The following is a 15,984-nucleotide window of genomic DNA, read 5'->3' on the forward strand; positions in this document are numbered from 1 at the left end:
TGCGTCTCCTTAGCAGTCCAGTGGGTTGCGTTTTTCGGGGTCGATACCGAACTTGACGATGGCTTCGGCCACGGCCTTGCGTTCGATTTCGCCACGATCGGCCAGCGCTTCGAGCGCGGCCAGAACGACCCAGCGACGGTCCACTTCGAAGAAATCGCGCAGTTTGCGACGGCTGTCGCTACGGCCGTAGCCGTCGGTGCCCAGCACCTTGTATTCCTTGACCGGAACCCACTGACGAATCTGCTCGGCGAACAGCTTCATGTAGTCGGTGCTTGCCACGACCGGACCCTTACGGCCGCCCAGGCACTGCTCGACATAGCTCTGCTTGGGCTCGTCGCCCGGGTGCAGGCGGTTGCTGCGCTCTACGGCCAGGCCGTTGCGGCGCAACTCGTTGAAGCTGGTCACGCTCCACACATCGGCGCCGATGTTGTAGTCGTTGCGCAGGATCTTCGCCGCTTCGCGAACTTCGTTGAGGATGGTGCCGCAACCCAGCAGTTGCACGTGATGAGCGGCTTCCTTCTGGTCCTCTTCGAGCAGATACATGCCCTTGACGATGCCTTCCTCGACACCTTCGGGCATGGGCGGCTGCTGATAGTTCTCGTTCATCACGGTGATGTAGTAATAAACGTTTTCCTGCAGGGTCATCATCCGGTGCGTGCCTTCGCGCATGATCACCGCCAGCTCGTAAGCGTAGGTGGGGTCATAGCTGCGCACGTTGGGGATGGTGCTGGCCAGGATGTGGCTGTGGCCGTCTTCGTGCTGCAGGCCTTCACCGTTCAGCGTGGTGCGACCGGAGGTGCCGCCCAGCAGGAAACCGCGGGTCTGGCCGTCGCCGGCAGCCCAGGCCAGGTCGCCGATACGCTGGAAGCCGAACATCGAATAGAAGATGTAAACCGGCAGCATCGGCTGATTGTAGTTGCTGTAGGCAGTGCCCGCGGCGATGAACGAGGAGAACGCGCCGGCCTCGTTGAGGCCTTCCTGAAGGATCTGGCCGTCTTTCTCTTCGCGGTAGTACATCACCTGGTCGCGGTCGACCGGCTCGTACAGCTGGCCGACCGGGGAGTAGATACCCAGTTGGCGGAACATGCCTTCCATGCCGAAGGTACGGGCCTCGTCAGCGAGGATCGGCACGATGCGCTTGCCCAGCTCCTTGTCCTTGATCATTGTCGCGAGGATGCGACCGAAGGCCATGGTGGTGGAGATTTCGCGGTCGCCCGAACCGTCGAGGACGGCCTTGAGGGTGTCCAGCGGCGGCGTTGGGATGCTCATGGTGCCGCGGTTGCGCTGCGGCAGGTGGCCGCCGAGCTTTTCGCGGCACTTGCGCAGGTATTTCATCTCCGCGCTGTCTTCGGCCGGGCGGTAGAACGGCAGTTCTTCGAGCTGCGAATCGTTGAGCGGAATGTCGAAGCGATCGCGGAATTTCTTCAGCGACTCGATATCGACCTTCTTGGTGTTGTGCGCGGTGTTCTTGGCTTCGCCGGCACCGGTGCCATAACCCTTGATGGTCTTGGCCAGGATGACGGTCGGCTGACCCTTGTGGTTGACCGCCTGGTGGTAGGCCGCGTAGACCTTGTAGGGGTCGTGGCCGCCACGGTTGAGGTTGAAGATTTCCTCGTCCGAGAGCTTCTCGACGCGTTTGAGCAGCTCCGGGTCGTGGCCGAAGAAATGCTTGCGCACGTAGGCGCCGTCCTTGGCCTTGTAGTTCTGGTACTCGCCGTCGATCGCCTGGTCCATGCGGCGCTGCATGCGGCCGTCTTCGTCCTGGGCGAACAGCGGATCCCACATGCGGCCCCAGATGACCTTGTTGACGTTCCAGTTGGCGCCGCGGAACACGCCTTCGAGTTCCTGGATGATCTTGCTGTTGCCGCGAACCGGGCCGTCGAGGCGCTGCAGGTTGCAGTTGATGACGAAGATCAGGTTGTCGAGGTTCTCGCGGCCGGCCAGGGAAATGGCGCCCAGGGTTTCCGGCTCGTCGGTCTCACCGTCACCGATGAAGCACCAGACTTTCTGCTTGCCGGCCGGGATGAAGCCGCGATTTTCCAGGTACTTCATGAAGCGTGCCTGGTAGATCGCGGTGATCGGGCCCAGGCCCATGGATACGGTCGGGAACTGCCAGAAGTCCGGCATCAGGTGCGGGTGCGGGTACGACGACAGGCCGCCGCCGTCCACTTCCTGACGGAACTTGAGCATCTGCTCTTCGCTCAGGCGGCCTTCCAGGAAGGCGCGTGCGTAGATGCCAGGAGATGCGTGGCCCTGGTAGTAGATCAGGTCGCCGCCATGTTCTTCGGTCGGCGCCTGGAAGAAATAGTTGAAGCCGATGTCGTAAAGGGTCGCGCTGGAGGCGAAGGTGGAGATGTGGCCACCCAGATCCGGGTCCTGCATGTTCGCACGCATGACCATGGCCAGAGCGTTCCAGCGAACGATCGAGCGGATGCGGCGCTCCATGAACAGGTCGCCCGGCATACGCGCCTCGCGGGTGACCGGAATGGTGTTGCGATAGGGCGTGGTGATCGAATAGGGCAACTGCGTGCCGCTGCGAGTGGCCAACTCACCCAGGCGCGTCATCAGATAGTGGGCACGGTCTTCGCCTTCCTTGTCGAGGACGGATTCCAGTGCGTCCAGCCATTCCTGGGTTTCGATTGGATCGAGGTCTTGCATGGCTTGCTCCAGAGCGGAAAGGCTTCCAGAATCGGAAGCCAGGATGCGTGGCCGGCTTTTTGAGCGGGCACATTGATTCTTGGATGTACCGGTTGGTAGATCCGGCTTCGTGTAGTTTTACTACATTTCGCTGGCGATTTCAGCTCTTACGGTTGATTCCGTAATGGCAATACACAATCACGCCAGGCGCAAGCCCCGTGCCGGGAGCCTACCTGCGGGGGCACCGGCGTGCCAACAGGCTCTTCAGCCCGCCGAAAAGGATAGACCATGAGCTTGCCTGCGCTCGCCTCTTTGCCTGCCGTCCTCGAACCCCTGGCGCAGCGCGCCGATCAGTCGCTGGCCCACGCCATGGGGGCGCTGTCGCCTCAGGCCGCCGCCGATTTCGCGGCCTGGCCAGCGCCGCGCAAGGCGCAGTTGCAGCGTGTCACGGCCGCCAGCGATTTCGTGACGCAGCAAGGCCTGCGCGACCCGCAGATGCTCCTCGACCTGGCTGCCAGTGGCGAGTTGGAGCGGCGCCTGGCGCGTGGCGAGTTGCGCGAGCAACTGGCCGATCAATTGCGCGACTGCGGCGATGAAAACGCCCTGGCGCGCAGCTTGCGGCGCTTTCGCAACCGCCAGCAACTGCGCATCATCTGGCGTGATGTCAGCCGCCAGGCCGATCTGGTCGAAACGTGTCAGGATCTTTCCGATCTCGCCGATGCCTGTATCGATCTGGCCTATCAATGGCTCTACCCCCGGCATTGCGAGCAGTTCGGCACGTCGGTGGGGCGCCGCAGTGGCGAGCCCCAGCACATGGTTATCCTGGGCATGGGCAAGCTCGGCGCCCTCGAGCTGAACCTGTCGTCCGACATCGACCTGATCTTCGGTTACCCGGAGGGTGGTGAAACCCAGGGCGTCAAGCGGCCGCTGGACAACCAGGAGTTCTTCATCCGCCTGGGCCAGAAGCTGATCAAGGCGCTCGACGCCATCACCGTCGATGGTTTCGTGTTTCGTACCGACATGCGCCTGCGCCCCTACGGCTCGTCTGGTGCGCTGGTATTTAGCTTCAACGCGCTGGAGCAGTACTACCAGGACCAGGGCCGTGACTGGGAGCGCTACGCGATGATCAAGGCGCGCGTGGTCGGTGGTGACCAGCAGGCCGGTGCGCAGTTGCTGGAGATGCTGCGCCCGTTCGTTTACCGGCGTTACCTGGATTTCTCGGCCATCGACGCGCTGCGCACCATGAAGCAGCTGATTCAGCAGGAGGTGCGCCGCAAGGGCATGGCCGAGAACATCAAGCTGGGTTCCGGCGGCATTCGCGAAGTGGAATTCATCGCCCAGGCCTTCCAGCTGATTCACGGCGGGCGCGACCTCAGCCTGCAGCAGCGCTCGCTGCTCAAGGTGCTCGATACGCTCAAGGGGCAAGGCTATCTGCCGGCGCACGCCGTTGATGAACTGCTCGCCGGTTATGCCTTTCTGCGCTACACCGAGCATGCGCTGCAGGCCATCGATGACCGGCAGACGCAAATGCTGCCGGACAACGACGAGGATCGCGCCCGTGTGGCCTTCATGCTCGGCTTCGACGATTGGGGCGCCTTCCATGAACAGCTGATGCACTGGCGGGGGCGTGTCGACTGGCACTTCCGCCAGGTCATCGCCGATCCGGATGACGATCAGGACAGTGGCGAGGAGCCCATGGTCGGTGCCGCCTGGCTGCCGTTGTGGAATGACGATCAGGATGAAGAGGCGGCCTGCCGGCAACTCGCCGAGGCCGGGTTCAATGATGCCCAGGCGGCCTGGCAGCGCCTGGTGGGCCTGCGCAACGGCAATCAGGTGCGCGCCATGCAGCGCATCGGCCGCGAGCGTCTGGATGCCTTCATTCCCAGGCTGCTGGCCGCCACGGTGGAGCAGGAAAAGCCCGACCTGGTGCTGGAACGGGTGCTGCCGCTGATCGAGGCGGTCGCCCGGCGCTCCGCCTACCTGGTGCTGTTGACCGAGAATCCCGGTGCGCTGTTGCGCCTGCTGACCCTGTGTGCGGCCAGCCCGTGGATCGCCGAGCAGATCAGCCGGTTTCCGCTGCTGCTCGACGAGCTGCTCAATGAGGGTCGGCTGTTCAGCCCGCCCCAGGCGCCGGAGCTGGCGGCCGAGTTGCAAGAGCGGCTGATGCGCATTCCCGAGGACGACCTCGAACAGCAGATGGAAGCCCTGCGCCATTTCAAACTGGCCCACGGCCTGCGGGTAGCCGCGTCGGAAATCGCCGGCACGCTGCCGCTGATGAAGGTCAGCGATTACCTGACCTGGCTGGCCGAAGCCATCCTTGATCAGGTGCTGGCCCTGACCTGGCGGCAGATGGTCGCCCGGCATGGTGCGCCGCAGCGAGCGGACGGCAGCCTGTGCGCGCCGGACTTCATCATCGTCGGCTACGGCAAGGTGGGCGGCATCGAGCTGGGCCACGGTTCGGACCTCGACCTGGTGTTCATCCACGATGGCGACCCCCAGGCGGAAACCGATGGCGCCAAGCCCATCGACGGTGCGCAGTTCTTCACTCGCCTGGGCCAGCGCATCATCCACCTGCTGACCGCGCAGACCAACTCGGGCCAGCTGTATGACGTCGACATGCGCCTGCGGCCGTCCGGGGCGGCCGGCCTGCTGGTCAGTTCCCTTGGCGCGTTTCGCCGCTACCAGGAACAGGAAGCCTGGACCTGGGAACACCAGGCGCTGGTGCGTGCGCGGTTGCTGGTCGGCTGCCAGCGCGTTGGTGCGGCCTTTGCCGAGGTGCGCAGCGCCGTGCTGACCAGCGAGCGCGATCAGGCCAGGTTGCAGGCCGAGGTGAGCGAGATGCGCGCCAAGATGCGCGACAATCTCGGTACCCGCGCCACTGCCGCCGGCACTGCGCAGAATGCCTTCGAGGCCGGTGCCACCTTCGATCTCAAGCAGGATGCGGGAGGTATCGTCGATATCGAATTTATGGTGCAATACGCGGCCCTGGCGTGGTCGAAACAGCACCCGGTGCTGCTCGAATTCACCGATAACATCCGCATTCTGGAAGGCCTGGATCGGCTTGGTCTGCTCCGCGATGGTGAGGCGACCCTGCTCCAGGACGCTTATAAAGCCTACCGCTCTGCAGCCCACCGACAGGCGTTGCAGAAGCAGCCTGGGGTAGTGGGCGGCGACCAGTTTCACGAGCACCGGCGCAATGTGATGCGTATCTGGCGTGAACTGGGCCTGAGTTGATGGCAGCCGTCCGCCCTCGGGCTTCTCTATCGAACTGAGCGTATGAATATTCTGATCATCGGCCCTTCGTGGGTAGGCGACATGGTGATGGCGCAGACATTGTTCCAATGCCTGAAAACCCGTCATCCCGATTGCGCCATCGACGTGCTGGCGCCGGAATGGAGCCGGCCGATTCTCGAGCGCATGCCCGAAGTGCGCGCGGCTCTCAGCTTCCCGCTTGGTCACGGCGTGCTGGAGCTGGCCACCCGTCGGCGCATCGGCAAGTCGCTGGCCGGCCGCTATGACCAGGCGATCCTGCTGCCCAATTCGCTGAAGTCGGCGCTGGTGCCGTTCTTCGCCGGTATCCCGCTGCGCACCGGCTGGAAGGGCGAGATGCGCTACGGCCTGCTCAACGATGTTCGCGCCCTGGACAAGGATCGCTACCCGCTGATGATCGAGCGCTTTATGGCGCTGGCGTATCCCCCCGGCGCCGAGCTGCCGCAGCCTTACCCGCGGCCTGCGCTGCGCATCGATCCGGCATCGCGCGACGCCGCACTGGCGAGCTTCGGCCTGGTGCTGGATCGCCCGGTGCTCGCGCTGTGCCCCGGTGCCGAGTTCGGTGAATCCAAGCGCTGGCCAAGCGAGCATTACGCGCGTGTCGCCGAGCAGCGGATCCGTGAAGGCTGGCAGGTCTGGTTGTTTGGCTCGAAGAAGGATCATCCGGTCGGCGAAGACATTCGTTCGCGGCTGATTCCCGGGCTGCGCGAGGAGGTGGTCAACCTGTGCGGCGAGACCAGCCTGGCCCAGGCCATCGACCTGTTGTCCTGTGCGGCCTCGGTGGTGTCCAACGACTCCGGGCTGATGCACGTGGCAGCGGCCCTGAATCGTCCGCTGGTGGCGGTTTACGGCTCCACGTCGCCACAGTTCACGCCGCCGTTGGCCGAGCGGGTGGAGATCGTCCGCCTGGGCATCGAATGCAGCCCGTGTTTTGATCGTACCTGCCGTTTCGGCCACTACAACTGCCTGGTGCAGCTCGAGCCGCGTGTTGCCAATGAGGCACTGGACCGGCTCGTTGCCCGTCCGGTCGAGGTATAGCGCCGGATGCGAGTGTTGTTGATCAAGACGTCGTCATTGGGCGATGTGATTCACACCCTGCCAGCGCTGACCGATGCGGTGCGGGCCAACCCCGGTATTCGTTTCGATTGGGTGGTGGAAGAGGGCTTCGCCGAGATACCTGCGTGGCATCCGGCGGTGTCGCAGGTCATTGCGGTGGCCATCCGCCGCTGGCGCAAGCATCCGCTGCAGACCCTGCGCAATGGTGAGTGGTCACGCTTCAAGCAGCGCCTGCGCGATACGCCGTATGACCTGGTGATCGACGCCCAGGGGCTGCTCAAGAGCGCCTGGCTGACGCGTTACGTCAAGGCGCCGGTGGCCGGGCTGGATGCCAAGTCAGCGCGCGAGCCCATCGCCGCGCGCTTCTACGACCGACGTTACAGCGTGCCGCGCGCCCAGCACGCACTGGAGCGCACGCGCCAGCTGTTTGGCCAGGCCCTGGGCTACAGCGTGCCCGCCGGTCTGGGCGACTACGGCCTGAACCGCGCTCAGCTTGCAGATCCGTCATCACGCCCCTATCTGGTATTCCTGCACGGCACCACCTGGGCCAGCAAGCACTGGCCGGAAGCCTACTGGCGCGAACTGGCCGAGCAGGTCAGTGAGCAGGGCTGGTCGATTCGCCTGCCCTGGGGCAATGACGTGGAGAAGGCCCGCGCCGAACGTATCGCCGCGGGCATCGACGGCGCGGCTGTGCTGCCCAGGCTCAATCTCGCCGGCGTCGCCAAGGTGATCGCCGGCGCTCAGGCCTGTGTCGCGGTGGACACCGGCCTCGGCCATCTGGCCGCCGCGCTGGATGTGCCCTGCATTTCGCTGTACGGGCCGACCTTGCCGGGCCGCGTGGGCGCCTACGGTCGCTCGCAGATCCACTTGTGTGCCAGCGGCCCGGACGCCGGCAAGGGCGATCGCGACAAGCCGTGTTTCGATGATTTACTGCCGCAGCGGGTGTTCACCGAGTTGCACGCGCTGCTGCTGGACATGGGGATAGACTGATGCCACAGAGCGAAGGGCCGATGCGCCTGGCCTTCATCCTCTACAAATACTTCCCGTTCGGCGGGTTGCAGCGCGATTTCATGCGCATCGCCCTGGAGTGCCAGGGGCGTGGCCACAGCATTCGCGTGTACACGCCGATCTGGGAGGGCGAGGTGCCCGCCGGTTTCGAGGTGGTGGTGGTGCCGGTCAAGGCGCTGTTCAATCATCACCGCAACGAAAAGCTCACCGCCTGGGTGCAGTCGGACCTGCGCAAGCGCCCGGTCGACCGGGTGGTCGGTTTCAACAAGATGCCGGGGCTTGATGTGTACTACGCCGCCGACGGCTGCTTCGAGGAGAAGGCGCAGACCCTGCGTAACCCGCTGTACCGCCGCTGGGGCCGCTACAAGCATTTCGCCGACTATGAGCGCGCGGTGTTCGCCCCGCAGTCGCGCACCGAGATCCTGATGATCTCCGAGGTGCAGCAGCCGCTGTTCGTCAAGCATTACGGCACGCCCGCCGAGCGCTTTCACCTGCTGCCGCCGGGCATCTCCCTGGATCGCCGTGCGCCGGCCAACGCCGCCGAGATCCGCGCCGAGTTTCGCCGCGAATTCAAGCTGGCCGATGATGAGCTGCTGCTGGTACAGATCGGCTCCGGCTTCAAGACCAAGGGCCTGGACCGCAGCCTCAAGGCGCTGGCAGCATTGCCGCCCGAGCTGAAGCGGCGCACCCGGCTGATCGTCATCGGTCAGGATGACCCCAAGCCGTTCCTGCTGCAGATCACCGCGCTCGGAGTGGGGGATCAGGTACAGATCCTCAAGGGCCGCAGCGATATCCCGCGTTTCCTGCTGGGGGCCGACTTGCTGATTCATCCCGCCTATAACGAAAATACCGGCACGGTGCTGCTGGAGGCGTTGGTGGCCGGGCTGCCGGTGCTGGTGACCGACATCTGCGGCTACGCCCACTACATCCGTGATGCCGATGCCGGTCGCGTGCTGCCCAGCCCGTTCGAGCAGCCGGCGCTGAATCGCACGCTGGCCGAGATGCTCGCAGACGTGCAGGGCCGCGCCGCCTGGCACCGCAACGGCCTGGCATTTGCCGATACCGCCGACCTGTACAGCATGCCGCAGCATGCGGCCGATGTGATCCTGGCGCCGCGTCCGTAATGAGGAGTGTCCAGCCATGAAGCTGTTTCTCGAACAGCCATTTGCCACCTTGTGGCAGGGCAAGGATGCCTTCGTAGAAGTCGAGCGCCTGCAGGGGCAGGTCTATCGCGAGCTGGAGGCCCGTCGCACGCTGCGTACCGAGGTCGACGGCAAGGGGTACTTCGTGAAGATCCACCGGGGCGTTGGCTGGGGGGAAATCGTCAAGAACCTCTCCACGGCGCGCCTGCCGGTACTCGGTGCCGGCCAGGAGTGGAGAGCCATTCGGCGGCTGACCGAGGCCGGTGTGCCGACCATGACCGCCGCTGCCTATGGCGAGCGCGGCAGCAATCCGGCGCAGCAGCATTCGTTCATCATCACCGAGGAGCTGGCGCCGACCGTCGATCTGGAGCAACTGACCCTCGATTGGGCCACACAGCCACCGCAACCCGGGCTGAAACGGGCGTTGATCCGCCGCGTTGCCGACATGACCGGGCGCATGCACGCTGCGGGGGTCAACCATCGCGACTGCTATATCTGCCATTTCCTGCTGCACACCGACAAACCCTTTAACGCCGCCGATTTCCGCCTCTCGGTGATCGACCTGCACCGTGCCCAGATACGGCCGGCGGTGCCGCGGCGCTGGCGCGACAAGGACCTGGCCGGGCTGTACTTCTCGGCGCTGAATATCGGCCTGACGCAGCGTGATTTCCTGCGCTTTCTCAAGGCCTATTTCGCGGCGGCCGGCAAGGCGCGTTCGCTGCGTCAGCTATTGCGTGACGAAGCCGCACTGCTGACCTGGCTGCAAGGCAAAGCCGACCGACTGCTGACGCGCTATGCACGCAAGTACCAGGCGGGAGGCACGCCATGAGCGAGTGGCGCGTTACCGCCCTGGCCACTCCGGAGGCCGCCCGTGCCTTCGCGACACTGGACGCGGTGTTCGCCCTGCAGGGCGAGCCTATTACCCACGACCCCCTGTCGGATGTGATCCGCGTGGAGTTCGACGGGCTGCGCTATTACGTCAAACGCTACTTCGGCGCCGGCAAAGGCGCTCGGCGTTTCATCGGCCGGCCGCGGGTCAAGGCCGAGTGGCAGAATCTCAAGCATTTTGCAGCCTGGGGCATACCGACGGCGCCGATTGCCGCCTACGGCTTGGAGCGCAAGGGCAGCGCATTCAGCCGCGGTGCGCTGATCACCCAGGAGCTGGTCGATACCATGGACATGTGGCGCCTGGCCGACGGCAACGATGCGCGGTTGCGCGATCGGGCGTGGGTCGAGGATGTCAGCTGCCAGCTGGCCAAGGCCACGCGCACCCTGCATGACCACCACTTCGCGCACAACGATCTGAAGTGGCGCAACCTGCTGGTCGACGAGCACCGCCGCCTGTACTTTATCGACTGCCCGACCGGAGCCTTCTGGTGGGGGCCGTTTCTGCGCCGGCGTATCGTCAAGGACCTCGCCTGCCTGGACAAGGTGGCCAAATATCACCTGTCACGCACCCAGCGACTGCGCTTCTACCTGCAGTACCGGCGTCGCGAGCGCCTGAACGACAGCGACAAACAGCGTATTGGCCAGATCGTCCGCTTTTTCGAGGGCAGAGAATGAAGGACTTCATCGACAGCGAGGACCGCACGCTGCTCGAACGTCACCAATTGGCCAGTTTCGAGACTTTGTGGGCGCTCCAGCTGCATGCGGTGGACGAACCCAACAAGGCGCCTCGTGGCGGCTGGAGTTCGGTGTACCGGCTCGACCTGGAGGGGCAGGGCTACTACCTCAAGCGCCAGAGCAACTACCTGACGCGCAGCCTGGAGCGCCCGCTGGGGGAGCCGACGCTGGCGCGCGAGTTTCGCAGCATTCGCCGCTACGGGCGGCTGGGTATTCCCGCCATGAATGCGTCCTTCTACGCCGAGCGGCGTGTCGACGGCGAGCGTCGCGCCATCCTGCTGACCCGGGCGCTGGACGGCTGGCAGGACCTCGATAGCTGTCTGCCCGGCTGGGCGTCGCTGCCTGCCGCGCAGCGTTTGGCGATCGTGACTGCCTGCGGTGCGCTGGCCCGCCAGGTGCACGACAAGGGCCAGCTGCATGGCTGCTTTTACCCCAAGCACATCTTTCTGCAGGCGCGCGGCGAAGGGTTCACCGCGCAGCTGATCGACCTGGAGAAGACACGTCCGCTGTTCTTTGGCGAGCGTGATCGCATCAAGGATCTGGAGCCGCTGTTGCGCCGCGCCAACCCGTGGAGCGACGAGGATACGGTCGCGTTCCTGACGGCCTATCTGGGTGGTGAGCAGAACGTGAATCATTGGTTGCAGCGCCTCACGGCGCGCTTCAAGGACAAGGCGCAGCGCCCATGAAACTGGCTTCTCTGACCGAGGTGGGGCGTAGCCCCGAATTGCCGTTGCTGATCGACTTGCCGTCAGGCCAAACGCTCGAGCTGTGCAGCCTGCTGCGCGTATTGCCTGGCCAGCGCTATGTCGGCCAGGCGCAGTGGCAGGGGCGTACGGTGCTGGCCAAATTGCTGGTAGGCAGCAAGGCCGAACGTCATTACGCCCGCGAGTTACAGGGCGCCGAATGGCTGGCGGAGCAGGGGCTGCGCACGCCGGCGCTGCTTGAGCATGGCTCGACGGCCGGCACGGGTGGCTGGCTGCTGTTCGACTTTCTCGACAGCGCCCGCAGCCTGGCGGACGACTGGCAGGCGGTGGCCGATCAGCCCTGGCTGAGCGACGCCCAGCAGCAGATACTGGGCGAGGCCCTGGCAGTGATCGCCGAGCTGCACCGCAAGGGCCTGTGGCAGGACGACCTGCACCTGGACAACCTGCTGCGTCAGGAAGGCCGCCTGTACCTGATCGATGGCGGCGGCATTCGTGCGCAAACGCCCGGGCAGCCGTTGGCGCGCGATAGGGTATTGGCCAACCTGGGACTGTTCTTCGCGCAATTTGCCGGCACCATCGACAGTTTCATCGAAGAACTGCTGGTGCACTACCTGCTGGTCAATGGCGAGCATGCCCTGCCGCTGGAAGCGTTGCTGAAAGCCGTCGGCAAGGCGCGCGCAGCCCGCATGCAGGCATTCATGGCCAAGATCGAGCGCGAGTGCACGGCGTTTCGGGTAAGTCGCAGCGCCTCGTGCCTGCAGGTGGTCCGGCGCCAGGATGACGCTCTGCTGGCGCCGTTGCTGGCCGACCCCGATGCGGCGATTGCCAAAGGGCAGCCGCTCAAGCTGGGTGGCTCGTCCACCGTGGCGCGAGTCGAGCAGGGTGGACGACAGCTGGTCATCAAGCGCTACAACATCAAGGGCTTCGGCCATTGGCTCAAGCGTTTCTGGCGAGCTAGCCGAGCCTGGCACAGCTGGTGCGAAGGCAACCGCCTGGATTTTCTCGGCATCGCCACGCCCAAGCCCCTGGCCGTGCTGGAGCGACGCACCCTGTGGCTGCGCCGCCAGGCCTATCTGATTACCGAACACACGCCGGGTGTGGATATAATCGCTCGTTTCGCGCCTTACCCGGCCGACGAGTTGCCGCCCGAGGGCGATCTGCAGGCGCTGGATGCCCTGTTTGCAGCCCTGTTGCGTGAGCGCATCAGCCATGGCGACTTCAAAGGCAGCAATATCCTGTGGCAGGCCGGCCGCTGGGCGTTGATCGACCTCGATGCCATGCAGCATCACGGCAACGCCGGCACATTCGAGGCCGCTTATGCCCGTGATCGTGCGCGCCTGTTGCGCAATTGGCCGGCGGGCAGCGCGTTGTATCGGGAGCTGGACCGGCGTTTACCGACCATCACCTGAACCCGCTGCAGGCGGGTTTGGCGAAACCAAACAATCGCGGTTGTCGATGTTCGGCAAGCGCACAAAGAGGCTTTATCCGTGGCATTGACGATTCTTGGCCTTTCCGGCGCCCTCAGCCATGACCCATCCGCCGCGCTGTACATCGACGGCAAGTTGATTGCGGCTGCCGAAGAAGAGCGCTTCGTGCGTGACAAGCATGCGAAGAACCGCATGCCGTACGAGTCTGCGAAGTTTTGCCTGGAGCAGGCCGGCATCAAGCCGTCGGACGTCGACGTGGTGGCGATTCCGTTCGCGCCCATCAGCCTGTTCGGCAAGGAGCGCTGGCATTATGCGAAGCGCTACTGGTATGCGCCGGATCGCGCCCTCGACGCCATTCTGATGGGTAACCGCCGCTACAAGCGCTACCGCAAGAAAATCGTCTGGTGCCTGGAGCAACTGGGCTTCGACGCCAAGAAGGTCAAGATCGAGCCGGTCGAGCACCACCTGGCGCATGCCGCCAGCGCCTACCACTGCTCGGGCTTCACCGAGAAAACCGCCATCCTCGGTATCGATGGCAAGGGCGAGTACGCCACCACCTTCTTCGGGTATGGCGAGAACGGCCGCATCCACAAGATCAAGGAGTTTTACGACCCGGACTCCCTGGGCGGCCTGTATGGCGCGGTCACCGAATTCCTCGGTTTCGAGATGCTCGACGGCGAGTTCAAGGTCATGGGCATGGCGCCCTATGGCGATGCCAGCAAGTACGATTTCTCCCGTCTGGCCAAGTTCGAGAATGGCGAACTGGTGATCAACACCGATTACGCCAACGTCATCGGCCTGCGTCGCTACAAGGAAAAGGGCAAGGGTTTCTACTTCTCGCCCAAGCTGATCGAGTGGCTGGGGCCCAAGCGCGAAGGCGACATCGCCGACGATCCCTACATCCACTATGCCGCCAGCATGCAGGCGCTGTTCGAGAAGCTGGCGCTGGAAATGATGGATTACTACCTGGGCGACATCGTTCGCGAAACCGGCAAGATCGCCTTTGCCGGCGGCTGCGCGCTGAACGTCAAGCTCAACCAGAAGATCATCGCCCGTCCCGAGGTCAAGGAACTGTTCGTCCAGCCCGCCTCGGGCGACGCCGGCACCTCGGTTGGTGCTGCGGCCTACGTGTCCCACAAGCGCGGTGTGCCGGTAGAGAAGATGGAGCACGTGTATCTCGGCCCCGCCTACAGCAATGAAGACGTGATCGCCGCCTGCGCGCGACACCCGAACGCGCCGAAATGGCAAAAGATCGACGACACGCCGCAGCGCATCGCGCAGATCATGGTCGACGGCAACCCGGTGGCCTGGTTCCAGGGCCGCATGGAATTCGGCCCGCGCGCCCTCGGCGGTCGCTCGATTATCGGCTGTCCAAGCATCCCCGGTGTGGCCGACCGTATCAACGAGCAGATCAAATTCCGCGAGCGCTGGAGACCCTTCTGCCCGTCGATGCTCGACACCGTCGCCGAACAGATGCTCAAGGTCGATCACCCGAGCCCGTTCATGACCTTCACCTTCGAGGTCAATGATGAATGGAAGGCGCGCGTCAGCGAAGTGGTCCATGAGGACGGCACCTCGCGCGCCCAGGTGCTCAAGCGCGAATACAACCCGCGCTGGTACGACCTCATGCTGGAACTGGAAAAACTCACCGGCAACGGCGTGTCGCTGAACACCTCGCTGAACCGTCGCGGCGAACCGATGATCTGCTCGCCCACTGATGCCCTGAACATGTTCTTCGGCTCGGACCTGCAGTACCTGATCATGGAGGACATACTGGTGGTCAAGGAGGGGACCCCCGGCCGCGATACTGCCTTGGGCCAGGAGCCATAGGACGTGGCTGATGCCCGCGTGCGCGTAAAGGCGTTGCTGTTCAACGATACATCCTCGGAAGGTCATCACGGATGTCAGCTGGTGATGCAGCAGATTTTTGCGCTGGCAGGGCGGGCGCACATGGACATTCTGCGGGCCTGCCCGATGCATCACGATTGGCAGCTCGATACCGATTTGCAGAACGACATTCGCAATGCCGATCTGTGTGTGGTCAATGGCGAGGGCACGATGCATGACGATGCCCCGCTCGCACTGCGCTACGGGGCCTTGGCGCGGTATTGCAAAGAGCACGGAGTGCCGTGCTTTCTGATCAATTCGGTTTGGCAGAATAATATCCGCCTGAACGAAGATGCGCCCTGTTTCACCAAGATATTCGTGCGCGACACAATGAGCAGGGATGCCCTGGCCGAGGCCGGTGTACTTGCAGAGCTTGTGCCCGATCTCACGCTGTCTTATCAACACAAGGCCACTGGCGGCCCGCGTCACGGCCTGTTGATCAACGGCAGCGTGATCAATGAGCGACTGCGTGAAGCCTGGCGAGCAAAAAAAGCCAATCGGCAACTGCGTTATGTGAGCATTCGAACCCTCGCGCCTTTGCAGCTTGGCAAGGGGTTTGACTTCTATTTTCGCAAAAACTTGCGCAAGCGGCTGAAGGCGTATCGGCGTATCGCCGCCAGCTATTTCGGCCGATACCCCAATGACTTGCCAACCTCACGGATCGACAAGTTGCGCTGGCGTTTCGCTGTTTTATCGACCGGCCGGTTTCTCCGTCTTCTGGCTCGTTCTGAAGGGGTTATTACCGGGCGGTTTCACCTAGTGACGCTTTGCCTTGTAACACGCACTCCTTTTTATGCGTTGCCGTCCAATACTCACAAGATTGAGGCCTTGCTGGCCCAAGTGGGATTGAGCGAGCGCCTGCAGCCCTCGTATGACACTGCGGTGAAACTTGCAAGCGCAATGGCTTTCAGCGAGTCCGAGTGTGAGGGCATCGAGCAATTTCTTCATACGGCGCGCCAGCAGTCAGAGGCGATGTTCGCTGAAATAGTCCAGATTGCAGGCACTCGCCGCGCTTGACAGGTCGCCTGACTAAGCGGGCTGACAGGACGACTCATTATCCGATATTGCAGGTAGGCGACGACCTAATCCTGCAGCTTCGCTGCGCCTGGTTGCTAGCCTCAGTTTTAAGCTTTTCCATCTCAACTGCTGCTCATCGAAAACATTGAACCGGGCGTTTATGTCGGGCTTCTCAAGTCATGTCAGCATGAAAGTTAACCAGGTACTACCCAG

11 protein-coding genes are annotated in these 15,984 nt (G+C 63.6%); 10 read left to right on the top strand and 1 reads right to left on the bottom strand.

Annotated elements, in window-relative coordinates; genetic code table 11:
• Window positions 1-9 precede the first annotated feature (9 nt).
• On the bottom strand, window positions 10-2,658 hold the full coding sequence (gene aceE / locus ACZ0AV_RS15815; RefSeq protein ID WP_499151905.1) for a pyruvate dehydrogenase (acetyl-transferring), homodimeric type: 2,649 nt from the start codon (window positions 2,656-2,658) through the stop codon (window positions 10-12).
• Window positions 2,659-2,925: 267 nt separating this feature from the next.
• Between aceE and glnE the strand changes: the two genes are divergently transcribed.
• The 10 genes from glnE to ACZ0AV_RS15865 all read left to right on the top strand — a co-directional run bounded on the left by glnE (window position 2,926) and on the right by ACZ0AV_RS15865 (window position 15,771).
• A complete protein-coding gene (glnE, locus tag ACZ0AV_RS15820) occupies window positions 2,926-5,871 on the top strand; it encodes a bifunctional [glutamate--ammonia ligase]-adenylyl-L-tyrosine phosphorylase/[glutamate--ammonia-ligase] adenylyltransferase (RefSeq protein ID WP_499151906.1) in 2,946 nt (981 codons plus the stop codon).
• A gap of 42 nt (window positions 5,872-5,913) precedes the next feature.
• Window positions 5,914-6,945 carry a lipopolysaccharide heptosyltransferase II gene (gene waaF / locus ACZ0AV_RS15825; RefSeq protein WP_499151907.1) on the top strand — a complete coding sequence of 344 codons (1,032 nt, stop codon included), beginning with the start codon at window positions 5,914-5,916 and terminating at the stop codon, window positions 6,943-6,945.
• Window positions 6,946-6,951: 6 nt separating this feature from the next.
• Window positions 6,952-7,953 (top strand): lipopolysaccharide heptosyltransferase I, encoded by a 1,002-nt coding sequence (gene waaC / locus ACZ0AV_RS15830; protein ID WP_499151908.1) that lies wholly within the window; start codon window positions 6,952-6,954, stop codon window positions 7,951-7,953.
• Window positions 7,954-7,973: 20 nt separating this feature from the next.
• The gene (locus tag ACZ0AV_RS15835) at window positions 7,974-9,095 is read left to right on the top strand and encodes a glycosyltransferase family 4 protein (protein WP_499153376.1); all 1,122 of its coding nucleotides are present in this window, start codon (window positions 7,974-7,976) and stop codon (window positions 9,093-9,095) included.
• Between the two features lie 16 nt (window positions 9,096-9,111).
• Window positions 9,112-9,942 carry a lipopolysaccharide core heptose(I) kinase RfaP gene (rfaP, locus tag ACZ0AV_RS15840; RefSeq protein WP_499151909.1) on the top strand — a complete coding sequence of 277 codons (831 nt, stop codon included), beginning with the start codon at window positions 9,112-9,114 and terminating at the stop codon, window positions 9,940-9,942.
• Window positions 9,939-10,676, top strand: a complete 738-nt coding sequence (locus tag ACZ0AV_RS15845) for a lipopolysaccharide kinase InaA family protein (RefSeq protein WP_499151910.1) — start codon at window positions 9,939-9,941, stop codon at window positions 10,674-10,676. The genes rfaP and ACZ0AV_RS15845 overlap by 4 nt, the downstream gene beginning before the upstream one ends.
• The gene (locus tag ACZ0AV_RS15850) at window positions 10,673-11,422 is read left to right on the top strand and encodes a lipopolysaccharide kinase InaA family protein (RefSeq protein ID WP_499151911.1); all 750 of its coding nucleotides are present in this window, start codon (window positions 10,673-10,675) and stop codon (window positions 11,420-11,422) included. Before ACZ0AV_RS15845 ends, ACZ0AV_RS15850 begins: the two co-directional genes overlap by 4 nt.
• Complete coding sequence (locus ACZ0AV_RS15855) at window positions 11,419-12,849, top strand: lipopolysaccharide kinase InaA family protein (RefSeq protein WP_499151912.1); 1,431 nt, start codon at window positions 11,419-11,421, stop codon at window positions 12,847-12,849. The genes ACZ0AV_RS15850 and ACZ0AV_RS15855 overlap by 4 nt, the downstream gene beginning before the upstream one ends.
• Before the next feature lie 78 nt (window positions 12,850-12,927).
• Window positions 12,928-14,697, top strand: coding sequence for a carbamoyltransferase family protein (locus tag ACZ0AV_RS15860; protein ID WP_499151913.1), 1,770 nt, complete (start codon window positions 12,928-12,930; stop codon window positions 14,695-14,697).
• 3 nt (window positions 14,698-14,700) lie between these two features.
• Complete coding sequence (locus ACZ0AV_RS15865; RefSeq protein ID WP_499151914.1) at window positions 14,701-15,771, top strand: polysaccharide pyruvyl transferase family protein; 1,071 nt, start codon at window positions 14,701-14,703, stop codon at window positions 15,769-15,771.
• The last annotated feature ends 213 nt before the right edge of the window (window positions 15,772-15,984 follow it).

Source organism: Pseudomonas sp. AC532, from assembly GCF_979258965.1.